The organism is Bacillus cereus group sp. BceL220, assembly GCF_051776965.1.
Lineage (GTDB): Bacteria > Bacillota > Bacilli > Bacillales > Bacillaceae_G > Bacillus_A > Bacillus_A cereus.
Window position 1 is genome coordinate 59,458 of record NZ_JBPWBC010000011.1, and the last position, 13,648, is coordinate 73,105.

Genomic DNA, 13,648 nt, shown 5'->3' on the forward strand with positions numbered 1-13,648 from the left:
TAGGGAAGGTTAGGGGAACTGAAAGTATGAAACAAAATCGTTCGCTTCATTACATTTTTTGGCGTTGGCATTTTTATGCTGGACTTTTTATTACGCCGCTTCTTATTACGTTGTCACTGAGCGGAATTGGGTATTTATTTCGGGAGGAAGTTGAAGATTTCATCTATAAGGATTTATATTTTGGAAAGAGCGCTCAAACAGAATCTATTTCGATGGCTGATTCTATTTCCTTAACAGAGAAAAAATATCCACATTATAGCGTGGCGAAAATTAGTGAGTTTAATGGGGATTATAATACGAGACTTACAATTGCAAATGAGTATACTGGGCAACAAAAATATGTGTATTTAGATAGTAATAATCAAATTGTTGGGGATCAAAACGCAAGTGAAACATTTGCCAATATCATGCGGGAATTACATAGTTCTCTTTTAGTTGGTGGCACTGTCGTCAACTATACTGTAGAACTTGCAGCATGCTGGACAATCTTTTTAATTGTAACCGGATTGTACATGAGTATACGCCAATTCAAAAACACACCATCATCCAATAAGCGAGAAAAAGCAAAAAGACGTCATTCTATTATCGGTATTATATTTACAATTCCTCTCTTTCTGCTAATCGCATCTGGATTGCCATGGTCAGGATTTATGGGGAACCAAATTTATAAAATTGCATCTTCTAATGAATCACTCGGATATCCAAAATTGTACATGGCACCGCCTGAATCAAAGGTAAAAGAATTGCCGTGGGCAACAAGAAAAGAAGCTCCTCCTGAATCGAATTCAAATGAACCGAAAGCAATTTCTGTCGATGAATTACAAAAAGGAATTGAAATAAAGAAGCCATATGTTATTTCACTACCAGCTGATCCGAAAGGTGTATTCACTGTTTCGAAATCGAGCGGTTCTGGTATTACAGGGATGCACGTTGCACCAAGTGAAGAGATAACAGCTTACTTTGATCAATATAGCGGGGAACTCATTTCAAAAACGGACTACCGTGATTATGGATTACTTGCACAATGGTTCACTTACGGTATCCCACTTCACGAAGGACATTTATTCGGATGGCCAAATAAAATATTATGCTTACTAACGACATTATCTCTATTACTTCTTATTTATTACGGAGTAAAAATGTGGTTAGCAAGAAAGCCAAAAGGAAAATTAGCAGCACCTCCAAAGCAAAGAGATAAGAAAAGTATATTCGTTTTCTTTATCATGATGGTTATATTAGGCGCTGTCATGCCTTTATTCGGACTATCTGTTTTAGTTATTTTTGCAATTGAACTTCTTATATATGTATTTTTAAAAATACGATCATAAATAAAAAGCATTTGTACCATCGTGTACAAATGCTTTTTTATTTACTATTTTCTTTTTTTCTACCACTTATTAAAAAGACAATATCTACTATAATAATCAATGCAATGATAATTTGAGCTACATAATCCATCGTTGTAGGACCGCCGGTTTTATTCATCATCATATACATTCCAGTTACAAATGAAATGGAAAGTAGCACAAGTAATGTTACTTCAATATTGTCATATAGCTTTTGAAACAATGGCTTCATTTCCACCACCACCTTTACCATATTATAACAAAGAAAACCACTCTACATGAGTGGTTTTCTTCATCACTGCGCCATTTTCTTTCGGTACATCTTCCCGTTCCAATAGAAGAATCGTGAAGTAAGCCCTCCGTATTTTACAATGCGCCGTGCCATTTTGTGCATATTCTTTTGTGCTGATACTTTTTGGTCTGATAAATAAATACCAAGTAATCCTCGGCTTATAAGACGATGAAACTTCGCATGAGGCAAATCACCAATGCTCTTCTCTGCTTCTTCTACAAAGTGTTTCATACGATCTAATATAGCTTGCTCGTTTTCATAATAACTACAGAAATTCAAATCTCCGCCTATGCGGTCTTCTTCTTGATCGATGAAATAATCAAGTAAAATGTGAAGTCCTTGTACGTAAGGGAAGTACCCTTGTCTAATTTTCGCAATATCTTCATCATGTAATTCATCATGAAATGCATATGCTACAAGGCAGAAAATTCCAAGCGTAGAACCGGCACATGCTGAAAATTCAAACCAGCTCATCTCAGGTAAGTTTTCTTTATGTGCTTCAAACCAAGTTTTCAGGCGCGGCTCTCTTTCTTCTAACTTCACGTGTTTATGAATTTGCAAATCACAATAATAACAAGCCAGTTCATGAAGAACAGGAGCAATTTTGTCATAGTGCTTCGTTTTCTTTAAAACATCTTGGCACGTTTCAACAAGTTCATCTAAATAACCACCATCATCTTGATCATCACGATAACGATAATAATTACCGCCGCCTTCTACTTCAGGTGATAATGCCATTAACATCGATTCATGCAGTGCGGCAAAATCATTTGGATCAAGTGATGTACTGCGATCACATAAATTATCTAAATAGTCGCTGATCGTTTGATACGCTACGATAAAACGAATACATTCTTCTCGGTGTTCATTTGCTAGCAGCGATAAAATGCCACCACCCTCACAATGAAACGTTTTATGCTCAATACTTGCGATTGCCTGACTATGAAGCTCATCATTCGGAATATGGTAGGCACGCTCTTTCCACATCGCTAGCTCATGGTGTACAACCGGAAACACATCACGGTATACTTTCGCCATGAGCGTTATGGGATTACTCGGTACGTTCACTTCTTCCTTCATCTCCTCTATTAAATGTACAAATAATGATTTATTTGTTTGTTTTTACTATATTATTGACATGTATTTCAGTAAATGACTGAATATAACTCAAAATTTCATCACGCTCATACTCATTTAATAACTCGTGATAACAATTCGGCCATTCTTTAAAAGCCTTATCACTTATTTTAACATTATCAAACCAAGTGCGGACACGTGTTTTATCTACAAGTTTATCCTCACAAGCTTGCATTAGCAAGAGCGGAACATCTGGAAAATCATCTATTTTTTTATGAGCAATTTCGATAGACTTAATCAATTCACTATACCAACGTACTGATACTTTGCGCAAGAACAAAGAATCATTCTCCATTGCATCTCTCACTTCATGGTTACGTGTTGACATTTCCACCGTAAGATTCGTTGCAAATTGCAATTTTGGAGCCACAACATTTAATATTTTTGAAGCAAATTGAAGCGGAGCAGAGGGTCCAGTCACTACCCCTAAACAAGGCGAACTCAAAATAATACCCTCGACATCTTCTCTCTTCGTTTCTTGCATCATACGAATGACAATAAGACCACCCATACTATGACCGAATAAAAAAATAGGTAACCTATACTTTCTTGCTTCTTTCACCCATAATTTAACTTCCTCTATGTATTCATCAAATGAATCAATATGTCCTCTATTTCTTGAAGTCGTTCCATGTGACGGAAGGTCCCCCATCACGACGTGGTAGCCGATATGATTCCACATTTCCGCAACGGCTTCGTAACGTCCGTGATATTCCATTGCGCCGTGCACAATAACAATGACAGCTTTCGCTTCCTCTGCTTCATAATTCCACATACGGACCTCCTCCATTTCACTCTTTCTCATAATTTGATACACTAAAACTAGTCTCTAGGAAAGGAAGACTTTACATGATATATCCTTACAAAGAAAAAAATCCGAAAATTGCGAGTAGTGCTTTTATCGCTGACTATGTTACGATTACAGGCGATGTTTCCGTTGGAGAGGAATCAAGTATTTGGTTTAATACGGTCATCCGTGGTGATGTGTCACCAACAATCATTGGAGACCGAGTAAATGTACAAGACCAATGCACCCTCCACCAAAGCCCTCAGTATCCTCTTATTTTAGAAGATGATGTTACAGTTGGGCATCAAGTTATTTTACATAGCTGTCATATTAAAAAAGATGCTTTAATTGGAATGGGATCCATTATATTAGATGGTGCTGAAATCGGCGAAGGAGCTTTTATCGGCGCTGGAAGCCTCGTTTCACAAGGAAAGAAAATTCCACCAAACACGTTAGCTTTCGGTCGCCCCGCGAAAGTCATTCGTGAATTAACAGAAGAAGACCGTAAAGATATGGAGCGTATTCGTACGCAGTATGTTGAAAAAGGTCAATATTATAAATCACTACAAAAATGATTTTACTGCTGCCATAATACTGGCAGCTTTTTTTATATAAAAACTAACTTTTTCTTTACAAAACATTATTACTCCCTCAACAAAATCTTATTAAAATAAAAGCTAATATCTCCATATATATGTAAACGAGGGAGGAGAATTTTCATGAAGGTCAGTGGATTATATAAAATAGAATGTTACATTTTTAAAGGAATTAATCGCTACTTTGATCAAAAAACATTAAATATCTTTTTCAGCAATATTACCCATATCGGTGGTGCTACTTTCTCCATTGCACTTACACTTTTCTTTTTAATTTTTGCAAAAGGGACTTTACACCAAGCGGCAATCGCTGCTGCTATTTCTTTAGCAATTAGCCATATTCCTGTACAAATATTAAAAAGGTGGTATCCACGAAAACGTCCGTATTTAACAATTCAGGATGCGAAATATCCAGTCCATCCATTAAAAGACCACTCTTTCCCGTCTGGTCATACAACAGCCGTTTTCTCTGTCTTCATTCCATTTATTTGCTATAATCCAAGCTTACTTGCTTTCCTATTACCGTTAGCATTATGCGTCGGTATTTCTCGTATTTATTTAGGGCTTCACTATCCGTCAGATGTATTCGTCGGCATGTGCCTTGGCACTTGCTCTGGCATCATCTCTTTTTATCAATTCATCCCACTTTTCACATAAAGGAGTGATATGATGAGAGTCGCCATTTTTACCGATACTTTTACGCCACAAGTTAACGGGGTTGCGAAAACGTTAGAACGATTAACAAGTTACTTTCAGAAAGAACAGATCGCCTATTCTGTTTTCGCCCCTCAACATACAGCTGAAGATAATTTCGTGGCTAATGTGAACAAGATGAGAAGTATCCCGTTAACAATATTATATCCAGAATGTCGCTTTTCTTTTCCTACTCCGCGTATTAAACGGGAACTTCATTCCTTTAAACCTGACATTATTCACATTGCCACACCTTTCAACATGGGACTTTGTGGACTGTATTACGCAAAAAAATTAAACATCCCAGTTGTCGGTTCTTATCATACTGATTTCGATGCGTATTTACGCTATTACAAAATTGAATTTCTCTCCAATATGCTTTGGAACTATTTAAAATGGTTTCATAGTCATATGCAAAAAAATTTCGTTCCCTCCCCTGAAACATTACATCAATTAAAAAATAAAGGCTTTCAGGCCCTCTCCATTTGGGGACGTGGTGTAGATTGCACACTCTTTCATCCAGCTTACAATACAGACCTATTCCGAAAAAAATATAATATTACAGCGAAGTATGTTCTTTCCTATGTAGGACGAATTGCTCCTGAAAAAGATATTGATACGTTGCAAAACCTTATCGTTAAAACATCGCATACTCGAAACGACATTCATTGGCTCATCGCAGGAGACGGCCCTCTAGCAACAAATTTGCGTGAAGCTGTTCCGCAAACAAATGTCACTTTTACTGGCTATTTACAAGGCGGGGATTTAGCTGAAGCATATGCTTGTTCTAACATAATGGTATTTCCATCAGCTACTGAAACATTCGGAAATGTCGTACTTGAATCACTCGCATGTGGCACACCTGTTATTGGTGCAAATAGTGGCGGGGTTAAAAATATTATTACAGATGGAAAAACGGGAATTCTTTGTCCCCCTAAAAATGAGGATGCATTTCTATCATCCATTTATTCTTTATTGCAAAATGAAGAAAAACTTGAGCAAATGGGAATAGCAGCTTCATCTTTTGCGAAATCAAAAAGCTGGGATGAGATCTTTCGCGGCTTACTTAACCAGTATGAAGAAGTCCTTCAACATACCACATCAGAGTTACTTGCTTGAACAGAAAAACTCCCTTCAAAAAACGAAGGGAGTTTATTACACACTTGTAAATTTTAGTTGAATGAATGATACATAAGGTGAAATATCATTTATTTCCATATTCATTATAGCAAAAATAAACATAACTAAACAGACTTGTAATAAAAACCCATAAAAATTAATATATGGTTATACAGTGTTTTTGCTGTATAATGATTTTAAGAATTCCCCTTAAAATCAACTTACTCACATACCTTTATACAGCAATTGTTCCCCAATTCTGTATATCAAAAAAACCTTTCATTCATTTGAAAAGTCTTTTTGAGCCTGCACATATTCTTCTTTCGTATTTACATTTATAAACCAACCCGCATTCACTTGTACATCTTCTCCAGAAACATACTTCACATTACATTGTGATAAAAGCTGCCCCATACTTCTTTTTTCTTCCTGAAGTAAAGCATAAATCTTTTCTTTCACGCGGTTATGATACGCTGCAAGTAGCGGCTGTTTTCTTCCATTAATAATAGGTACAACCGCATCATATTCATTGCTCGTTTGCTCCAGTAAAATGGTAAACCATTCATGCGAAACATTTGGCGCATCGCAAGGCATAATAGCGTACCAATCTGCTTCTATGTATTCCATTCCTGATACAATGCCGGCAAGCGGCCCATTTCCTTTATAGTGCGGAATATCTTCTATAACAGGAACTTGTACGAATTGCTCTACTCGCTCTTTTATATCAGAATGACTGATGACTACAACTTCTTGGAGCACACTCGTCATCTCTTTCAAAATATGCTCAATAAAAGTACTATCTTGCCAGCTCGCTAACGCTTTTGGCTCACCGAATCTACTCGACATACCGCCCGCTAATACAATTCCAACCCACTTACTCATTGGCGATGCAGCTCAAATGTAATATGGCCTAATTCCGGTAAAATTAATTTATTCATCGCAAGACGAACCGCTCCGCTCGACCCTGGCATCGAGAAAACTACTTTGCGTCCAATTGTACCGCCAATCGCTCTACTTAACATTGCGCTGCTTCCGATATCTTCTAAATAACTAATCATGCGGAACAGCTCACCAAATCCGACAATCTCTTTATCTAATAGAGCTGACACTGCTTCAATTGTTACATCACGCTTCGTAATACCAGTACCGCCATTTGTTAATACAACATCTACATCTTCCTTATGATAACCAGCTAACACTGCTTGCTGAATACTTTCTTTATCATCTTTTACAATTTCATAAGAGGTTACTGTATGGCCCGCTTCTTTTAACAATTCATGTAATAGTTGTCCGCTCTTATCCGTTTCTTCCGTACGTGTATCGGAAATCGTAACAATCTTGCAACGCACTTCTTTTGGAGCTTGTTTTTTATGTTCAGTTACACTCATTTTTTATCTTTCCTTTCTTAAAGACTTTTCTTCATTTTATCATACATATCTTTACACAATTATGTATGAAGCCAATAATGCGCCATGATACAATATAAGTATACTAACCCACAAAAAGGAAAGTGCACTTTCTTATACTCCTAGACTACACATCTTTAGCTACTCTTTATATTTTCTACATAATAGAATTCAATTTTAAAACTTGTACTAAAAAATAAATTGGAGGTCTACATAGTATGGAACTTTATAAAAAATTAACAACAACATTCATCCTCTTATTCATCGCTTCAATCACTGTCGGCTTTTCCTTAAAAGGTGCAATTCCATACGCTACATTAGTAAGCATTATATTCGCGACACTATTTTTACTAAGCAGTGCCTTTTGCGCAGGTAAAGCACGTCAAATGAAAGGTTGATTGCATATGTTCCAGTAGAAACCCACCCTTTGTAAATCATGTAAAAAGGAAATACAAACGTATGAAAAGGCATGACTAATACGAAAAAGTATATTGAGCTAGAAGGCGAAGTATATTGCAAATCATGCATTCAAATTGTAAGTAAAACGAAATAAAAAAAGCTTTGCGCTCACCGCGCAAAGCTTTTTTTCATATATTATAGACCAGCTTGCTCTTTTAAAGCTGCAGCTTTGTCTGTACGTTCCCATGAAAGATCTACATCAGTACGTCCGAAGTGGCCGTAAGCTGCTGTTTGTTTGTAAATTGGGCGACGTAAGTCTAGCATTTTAATAATACCAGCTGGGCGAAGATCGAAGTTGTTACGAACTAGTTCTACTAGTACGTCTTCAGATACTTTACCTGTGCCGAATGTATCAACTGAAATTGATACTGGTTGTGCTACACCGATTGCGTATGCAAGTTGTACTTCTGCTTTGTCAGCAAGACCAGCTGCTACGATGTTTTTCGCAACATAACGAGCTGCATATGCTGCAGAACGGTCAACTTTTGTTGCATCTTTACCAGAGAATGCACCGCCGCCATGGCGAGCGTATCCACCGTAAGTATCAACGATGATTTTACGTCCTGTTAAACCAGCATCACCTTGTGGTCCACCAATTACGAAGCGGCCAGTTGGATTAATGAAGAATTTCGTTTCTCCATCCATTAATTCTGCTGGTACTACAGCTTTAATTACGTGCTCTTTTAAGTCGCGATCGATTTCTTCCCATGTAACATCTGGGTGATGTTGTGTAGAAATTACGATAGTATCAACACGTACTGGTTTACCATTTTCATCATACTCAACTGTAACTTGCGTTTTTCCATCTGGACGTAAGTATGATAATGTATCATCTTTACGTACTTCAGTTAAACGGCGAGCTAATTTGTGAGCAAGCGAGATTGGAAGTGGCATTAACTCTTGTGTTTCATTACATGCGAAACCAAACATTAAACCTTGGTCTCCTGCACCAATTGCCTCAATCTCAGCGTCAGTCATTTGACCTTCGCGTGCTTCTAGCGCTTGGTCAACACCCATAGCGATGTCAGCAGACTGCTCATCGATAGATGTTAAAACAGCACAAGTTTCTGCATCGAATCCGTATTTTGCGCGTGTGTAACCAATGCCTTGAATTGTTTCACGAACGATTTTTGGAATATCTACGTAAGTAGAAGTCGTAATTTCCCCCGCTACCAATACTAAACCAGTTGTTACAGTTGTTTCACAAGCTACACGTGCATTTGCGTCTTTTGATAAGATCGCATCTAAAATTGAATCAGAAATTTGGTCACAAATTTTATCTGGATGTCCTTCAGTTACAGACTCAGATGTGAACAGATGACGTTTTTTTGTCATGTGGTAAACCTCCCTACAGTAATTGTATATATTGTACGGAACTCATCCTTAATTTGCCACAAACTGCGACATACATTTATTCTCCCACACAAGCATACAGAAAAACCTTTCCTACTTTACATAGAGGAAAGGTTTAATTTGCTACTTGCATACTGCTTTTTGCCCTTCGCTCTTATCGTTCGAGACCTGTAGCCTCGCACAGGTTTTAGCACCTATTCACCTGCATTTATCAATACAAGTGAGGTTGCTGGGCTTCATCGGGCCTGTCCCTCCGCCAGCTCGGGATAAGAGAGTATCCGTCCCAACCTATACTAAAGAAATGATATTCATTTGTCAATTAATATTCACATTTTCCTGAAAGTTTTTCTCAATACGCCTGAAATGAAATATTAATAGGGAAATAATGCATTCACACAAACAAAAAGAAATAAATAGTATACATTATTTATATAATTGTGTTATACTCTTGTTGGGGATTACGAGAAATATTTCATTAAATGAAAAGGATGGTATATAAATATGAGTACTGTGAATGTCCAAATTGGTTTACACGAATTATTGAACGGAAGCAATGCACAGATTCAACTAAGTGTTCCGCAATTAGTGGAAAAAGTATTAATGCGAAATGAAGGGAAATTAACTTCGACTGGTGCCGTTTCTGCTTCAACTGGAAAATATACAGGACGTTCTCCTAAAGATAAATTTATTGTGAAAGAAGCATCGGTTGCTGACAAAATTGCTTGGGGAGCTGTGAACCAACCGATTTCTGAAGAACATTTTAATAAATTATATACTAAAGTTTTAGAATACTTAAAAGAAAAAGAAGAGTTATTCGTCTTCAAAGGATTTGCAGGCGCTGACCGCAATTACCGCCTACCAATTCAAATTATTAACGAATATGCATGGCACAATTTATTTGTACATCAATTATTCATTCGTCCAACTGAAGAAGAATTAACAACTCATGAATCAGAGTTCACAATTGTTTCTGCACCGAATTTCAAAGCTGATCCAGCTGTTGACGGTACAAACTCTGAAGCATTCATTATGGTTTCATTCGAAAAACGTATCGTACTAATTGGTGGTACAGAATACGCTGGAGAAATGAAAAAATCAATCTTCTCTATTATGAACTTCTTATTACCTGAACAAGATATCCTTTCTATGCATTGCTCTGCAAACGTAGGTGAAGAAGGCGACGTAGCACTATTCTTCGGTTTATCTGGAACAGGTAAAACAACATTATCTGCTGATCCAAACCGTAAATTAATCGGTGATGATGAGCACGGTTGGTCTGATAACGGTGTATTCAATATTGAAGGTGGTTGCTATGCAAAATGTGTAAATCTTTCTCACGAGAAAGAACCACAAATTTTCGATGCAATCAAATTTGGATCTGTTTTAGAAAACGTTATCATTAATGACCAAACGCGTATCGCAGACTACAACGATACTACTTTAACAGAAAATACTCGTGCTGCATACCCTATGCATGCGATCGACAATATCGTACTGCCAAGTGTTGCTGGACACCCAAATACAATTATTTTCTTAACTGCTGATGCATCTGGCGTATTGCCTCCAATCAGTAAGTTATCAAAAGAGCAAGCTATGTATCATTTCTTAAGTGGTTACACTAGTAAACTAGCAGGAACAGAGCGCGGCGTTACATCTCCGCAAGCTACATTCTCAACTTGCTTCGGTTCACCATTCTTACCACTTGATGCATCTCGCTACGCTGAAATGCTTGGTGAAAAAATCGAGAAACACGATGCGAAAGTATTCCTAGTAAACACTGGCTGGACTGGCGGCGAATACGGCGTTGGTAAACGTATGAACTTAGGTTATACTCGTGCAATGATTCAAGCAGCATTAAACGGCGAACTTGCAAAAACTGAAACAGCTAAACATGATATCTTCGGTCTTGAAGTTCCACTTCACGTACCAGGTGTACCTGACGAAGTGTTAATGCCTGAACAAACTTGGGCTGATAAAGCTGCTTACAAAGCAAAAGCAATCGAGCTTGCAAATGAATTCAAAGAGAACTTCAAAAAGTTCGAAAGCGTTTCTGAAGATATTATTAACTTAGGCGGTCCAATCGCTTAAATTAAAACTTTCTGTTGGAATAACCCTTTACTCATATGAATAAGTGTCTTGTAACCGTAAAGTTTCGCGTACTCACCGACAAAACCCAATGCGGCTTAACGGTTACACACACTTACATAAAAAAGAAGCTTACGTGAAAACGTAAGCTTCTTTCTATATCTTATATAAAGTGAAATGCTAATCTCTTCATCTGTGACCTAGATTATAAAATTACAGCTTCGAATATATACATTATATCCCTACTCGCTACATCTCTCGGGTTTCACATCATATGGGGTTAAAAAAGGCCCTGACCGCTTCTATTCGTGGCTGGATCATCTATTCCATCTAAAAAGAAGTCTTTTATCTTTTTATCTCTTTTAGCTCTTTGTTAGTTCTTTCTCATCTTTCATGCTATAGTATCCTAAATTCACAACGATTAAGAAATAACCACCCATAATCCCTACTGCAAATGCCCACATAACCATGTGGTGCTCAATTTCGTACATAATAATAGCACCCAAAATGGCAGCTGCAAAACGGTTAAACATACCGAGTGTCGGTGCTTTCGTCTTCTTTACAATACTATCTCCAAGCTTCTCAATTCTTCTCCCTAGAAGCCAAACGCAATACATACTTACAATAAGCCCAATTCCAGCGCCTAAAAAGTGTGCTGAAAACGGTGTTAACATCCAACCTAGTAACAAAATACCTAGTATATAATACGATTGGATTTTAAATGATCTTAGTGACATACTAATCATGCTGTACCTCTCTTCATTCGTTCTTATCTATCCAACAAAAAATTTCTTTCAAATCCATATTCCTTACATCCATTTCACTCAAATTAAAAACAACATAAACAGTATGTTTATGTTGTTTAAATGCTTTTAGAAAATAATATTATACAAGATTTCAAACATCATATTCTCATATTTTGTGACGGTTTTTCAAACTTTTTTCGTCCATTTATGAAAAAAATGATATCAATCTATGAACATACGGATATGATGTAATAAGCACACAAATAAAGGGGGCGTCTAATGATTTATTTTTTAATGGCTCTCATTCACCTCATTATCCCTGCACTTATCGGACTTTCATTGTATTGGTACACGAAAAACCATAGCATTTTTTACGCTGTCCTCGGTGTTCTTCTTCCAGGTATTATTCTTATTACACTCTTCCGTATTCCATTTTTAAACTTAATTCCACTTATTACTGCTATCTTATTTCTCATCTTCTTACCAAAAATAAAAAAATAGGAAAGCAGATCATAGGTGATCTGTTTTCCTATTTTGATATAGGTTCCCCTGCAATAGAATGAACTTTTACTTTCTCCGATTTCACAAACCATAGACCGACAAAAATGATAATTCCACCGATGATTTGTTGAAACGATACATATTCATTTGCCCAGACAGCTGCAAATAAAACAGCTACAAGCGGCGTTATATACATATATACCATCGTATGTGACGCCCCAATTTTTTGAACACCAACATACCACATTACTAGACCAAATACTGTGACAAAGAAAATAGAATATAGTAAAGCAAATAGTGTCATTCCGTGAGTAATGTGAAATGGCATGACAAACACATGCGGACCACTTAACAATAATAGCGGAATCGCACCCACTAATGCAGACCATGCTGTAACACGTAATGCTGAATATTTTTTAATTAATGGTCCTGCTAAAACAGGATAAAGCCCCCAGCATATTGATGTAATAAGTCCAATTCCATTGCCATAAAAAGAACTAGTAAGTGAATGTCCTGCTACTAAAACTAATGCTGCACCAACAAAAGCAATCATAGAACCGATTAACTTTCGAGAAGAAAAATTTTCTTGTTTCAGAAAAATCGCAAATACAGTTGTAAAAATAGGTGAAATAGAAATGAGTAAAGAGGCATTTGTAGCGGATGTATATTTGACAGTTTCCATAAATAACGTTTGATACAGTACAATACCTACAACGCTAACAATGATTAATCTAGGTATATCCTTTCGCTCCATATAAACCGACTTTTCAATAAAAAAGGTAAGAAGTAACAGGAGCGGTGCCGCCGCCATCATACGAAGTGCAGTAAATTCAATTGCTGTAAATTCTAAAAATCCATACTTTGCAATCGTATAGTTAATCCCCCAAATAATAACAACACTTAAAATTAATAACTCAATTCCCCATCTTCTCATGCATATCCCCTCCGCAAAGAAGATTATACAGAAAATTCAATCATATGTACATTTCATTATGTGAAAAAACCTTTTTACTATTGGGACGTTTTGGTAAATGAAATTATATCGGCGATTTTTTCAATATATCGACTTATCAACAAAAATCGACAATAATAGCGCCTTATAAAATAAAAAAATGTGAATCCAAAATA

General features: G+C 36.8%; 15 protein-coding genes and 1 riboswitch. Of the genes, 7 read left to right on the forward strand and 8 right to left on the reverse strand.

What is annotated here, in order from left to right:
- Nucleotides 1-26: 26 nt before the first annotated feature.
- Nucleotides 27-1,328: a PepSY-associated TM helix domain-containing protein gene (locus tag ACS2FK_RS23195; RefSeq protein WP_063548840.1), complete on the forward strand. Its 1,302-nt coding sequence runs from the start codon at nucleotides 27-29 to the stop codon at nucleotides 1,326-1,328.
- Between the two features lie 37 nt (nucleotides 1,329-1,365).
- On the opposite strand, the gene ACS2FK_RS23200 is transcribed toward ACS2FK_RS23195, so the two are convergent.
- The 3 genes from ACS2FK_RS23200 to ACS2FK_RS23210 are packed head-to-tail and all read right to left on the reverse strand — an operon-like array spanning nucleotide 1,366 to nucleotide 3,550.
- Nucleotides 1,366-1,599, reverse strand: coding sequence for a hypothetical protein (locus tag ACS2FK_RS23200; protein ID WP_142317151.1), 234 nt, complete (start codon nucleotides 1,597-1,599; stop codon nucleotides 1,366-1,368).
- Between the two features lie 42 nt (nucleotides 1,600-1,641).
- Nucleotides 1,642-2,706: a tetraprenyl-beta-curcumene synthase family protein gene (locus ACS2FK_RS23205; protein WP_001102475.1), complete on the reverse strand. Its 1,065-nt coding sequence runs from the start codon at nucleotides 2,704-2,706 to the stop codon at nucleotides 1,642-1,644.
- A gap of 40 nt (nucleotides 2,707-2,746) precedes the next feature.
- Entirely contained in the window at nucleotides 2,747-3,550 is an 804-nt protein-coding gene (locus ACS2FK_RS23210; RefSeq protein WP_063548843.1) for an alpha/beta hydrolase, read from the reverse strand.
- A 74-nt stretch (nucleotides 3,551-3,624) separates the two neighbouring features.
- On the opposite strand from ACS2FK_RS23210, the gene ACS2FK_RS23215 reads away from it, so the two are divergent.
- From ACS2FK_RS23215 to ACS2FK_RS23225, 3 genes are all read left to right on the forward strand, one after another.
- Nucleotides 3,625-4,137 (forward strand): gamma carbonic anhydrase, encoded by a 513-nt coding sequence (locus ACS2FK_RS23215; RefSeq protein ID WP_000640208.1) that lies wholly within the window; start codon nucleotides 3,625-3,627, stop codon nucleotides 4,135-4,137.
- A gap of 144 nt (nucleotides 4,138-4,281) precedes the next feature.
- On the forward strand, nucleotides 4,282-4,815 hold the full coding sequence (locus tag ACS2FK_RS23220) for a phosphatase PAP2 family protein (protein ID WP_000868578.1): 534 nt from the start codon (nucleotides 4,282-4,284) through the stop codon (nucleotides 4,813-4,815).
- Nucleotides 4,816-4,827: 12 nt separating this feature from the next.
- Nucleotides 4,828-5,970: a glycosyltransferase family 4 protein gene (locus ACS2FK_RS23225; protein WP_063548845.1), complete on the forward strand. Its 1,143-nt coding sequence runs from the start codon at nucleotides 4,828-4,830 to the stop codon at nucleotides 5,968-5,970.
- 279 nt (nucleotides 5,971-6,249) lie between these two features.
- On the opposite strand, the gene ACS2FK_RS23230 is transcribed toward ACS2FK_RS23225, so the two are convergent.
- Together ACS2FK_RS23230 and ACS2FK_RS23235 are read right to left on the reverse strand one after the other, a co-directional pair.
- Complete coding sequence (locus ACS2FK_RS23230) at nucleotides 6,250-6,852, reverse strand: molybdenum cofactor guanylyltransferase (RefSeq protein ID WP_063548847.1); 603 nt, start codon at nucleotides 6,850-6,852, stop codon at nucleotides 6,250-6,252.
- Nucleotides 6,849-7,358: a MogA/MoaB family molybdenum cofactor biosynthesis protein gene (locus ACS2FK_RS23235; RefSeq protein WP_000117130.1), complete on the reverse strand. Its 510-nt coding sequence runs from the start codon at nucleotides 7,356-7,358 to the stop codon at nucleotides 6,849-6,851. The genes ACS2FK_RS23230 and ACS2FK_RS23235 overlap by 4 nt, the downstream gene beginning before the upstream one ends.
- Before the next feature lie 236 nt (nucleotides 7,359-7,594).
- Between ACS2FK_RS23235 and ACS2FK_RS23240 the strand changes: the two genes are divergently transcribed.
- Nucleotides 7,595-7,774: a hypothetical protein gene (locus ACS2FK_RS23240; RefSeq protein ID WP_000424797.1), complete on the forward strand. Its 180-nt coding sequence runs from the start codon at nucleotides 7,595-7,597 to the stop codon at nucleotides 7,772-7,774.
- Between the two features lie 196 nt (nucleotides 7,775-7,970).
- Here the strand turns inward: ACS2FK_RS23240 and metK are convergent, their stop codons facing one another.
- Nucleotides 7,971-9,170 carry a methionine adenosyltransferase gene (gene metK, locus ACS2FK_RS23245; RefSeq protein WP_000163117.1) on the reverse strand — a complete coding sequence of 400 codons (1,200 nt, stop codon included), beginning with the start codon at nucleotides 9,168-9,170 and terminating at the stop codon, nucleotides 7,971-7,973.
- Nucleotides 9,171-9,339: 169 nt separating this feature from the next.
- A riboswitch (SAM riboswitch) is annotated at nucleotides 9,340-9,461 on the reverse strand.
- A 228-nt stretch (nucleotides 9,462-9,689) separates the two neighbouring features.
- Between metK and pckA the strand changes: the two genes are divergently transcribed.
- Nucleotides 9,690-11,276 carry a phosphoenolpyruvate carboxykinase (ATP) gene (pckA, locus tag ACS2FK_RS23250; RefSeq protein ID WP_063548849.1) on the forward strand — a complete coding sequence of 529 codons (1,587 nt, stop codon included), beginning with the start codon at nucleotides 9,690-9,692 and terminating at the stop codon, nucleotides 11,274-11,276.
- 359 nt (nucleotides 11,277-11,635) lie between these two features.
- On the opposite strand, the gene ACS2FK_RS23255 is transcribed toward pckA, so the two are convergent.
- Nucleotides 11,636-12,019 (reverse strand): ATP synthase subunit I, encoded by a 384-nt coding sequence (locus tag ACS2FK_RS23255; protein ID WP_000624926.1) that lies wholly within the window; start codon nucleotides 12,017-12,019, stop codon nucleotides 11,636-11,638.
- A gap of 279 nt (nucleotides 12,020-12,298) precedes the next feature.
- Here ACS2FK_RS23255 and ACS2FK_RS23260 point away from each other — a divergent pair, with 279 nt between their 5' ends.
- The gene (locus ACS2FK_RS23260) at nucleotides 12,299-12,520 is read left to right on the forward strand and encodes a hypothetical protein (protein ID WP_000639042.1); all 222 of its coding nucleotides are present in this window, start codon (nucleotides 12,299-12,301) and stop codon (nucleotides 12,518-12,520) included.
- A 28-nt stretch (nucleotides 12,521-12,548) separates the two neighbouring features.
- On the opposite strand, the gene ACS2FK_RS23265 is transcribed toward ACS2FK_RS23260, so the two are convergent.
- Complete coding sequence (locus ACS2FK_RS23265; protein ID WP_001255404.1) at nucleotides 12,549-13,454, reverse strand: DMT family transporter; 906 nt, start codon at nucleotides 13,452-13,454, stop codon at nucleotides 12,549-12,551.
- Between the last annotated feature and the right edge of the window lie 194 nt (nucleotides 13,455-13,648).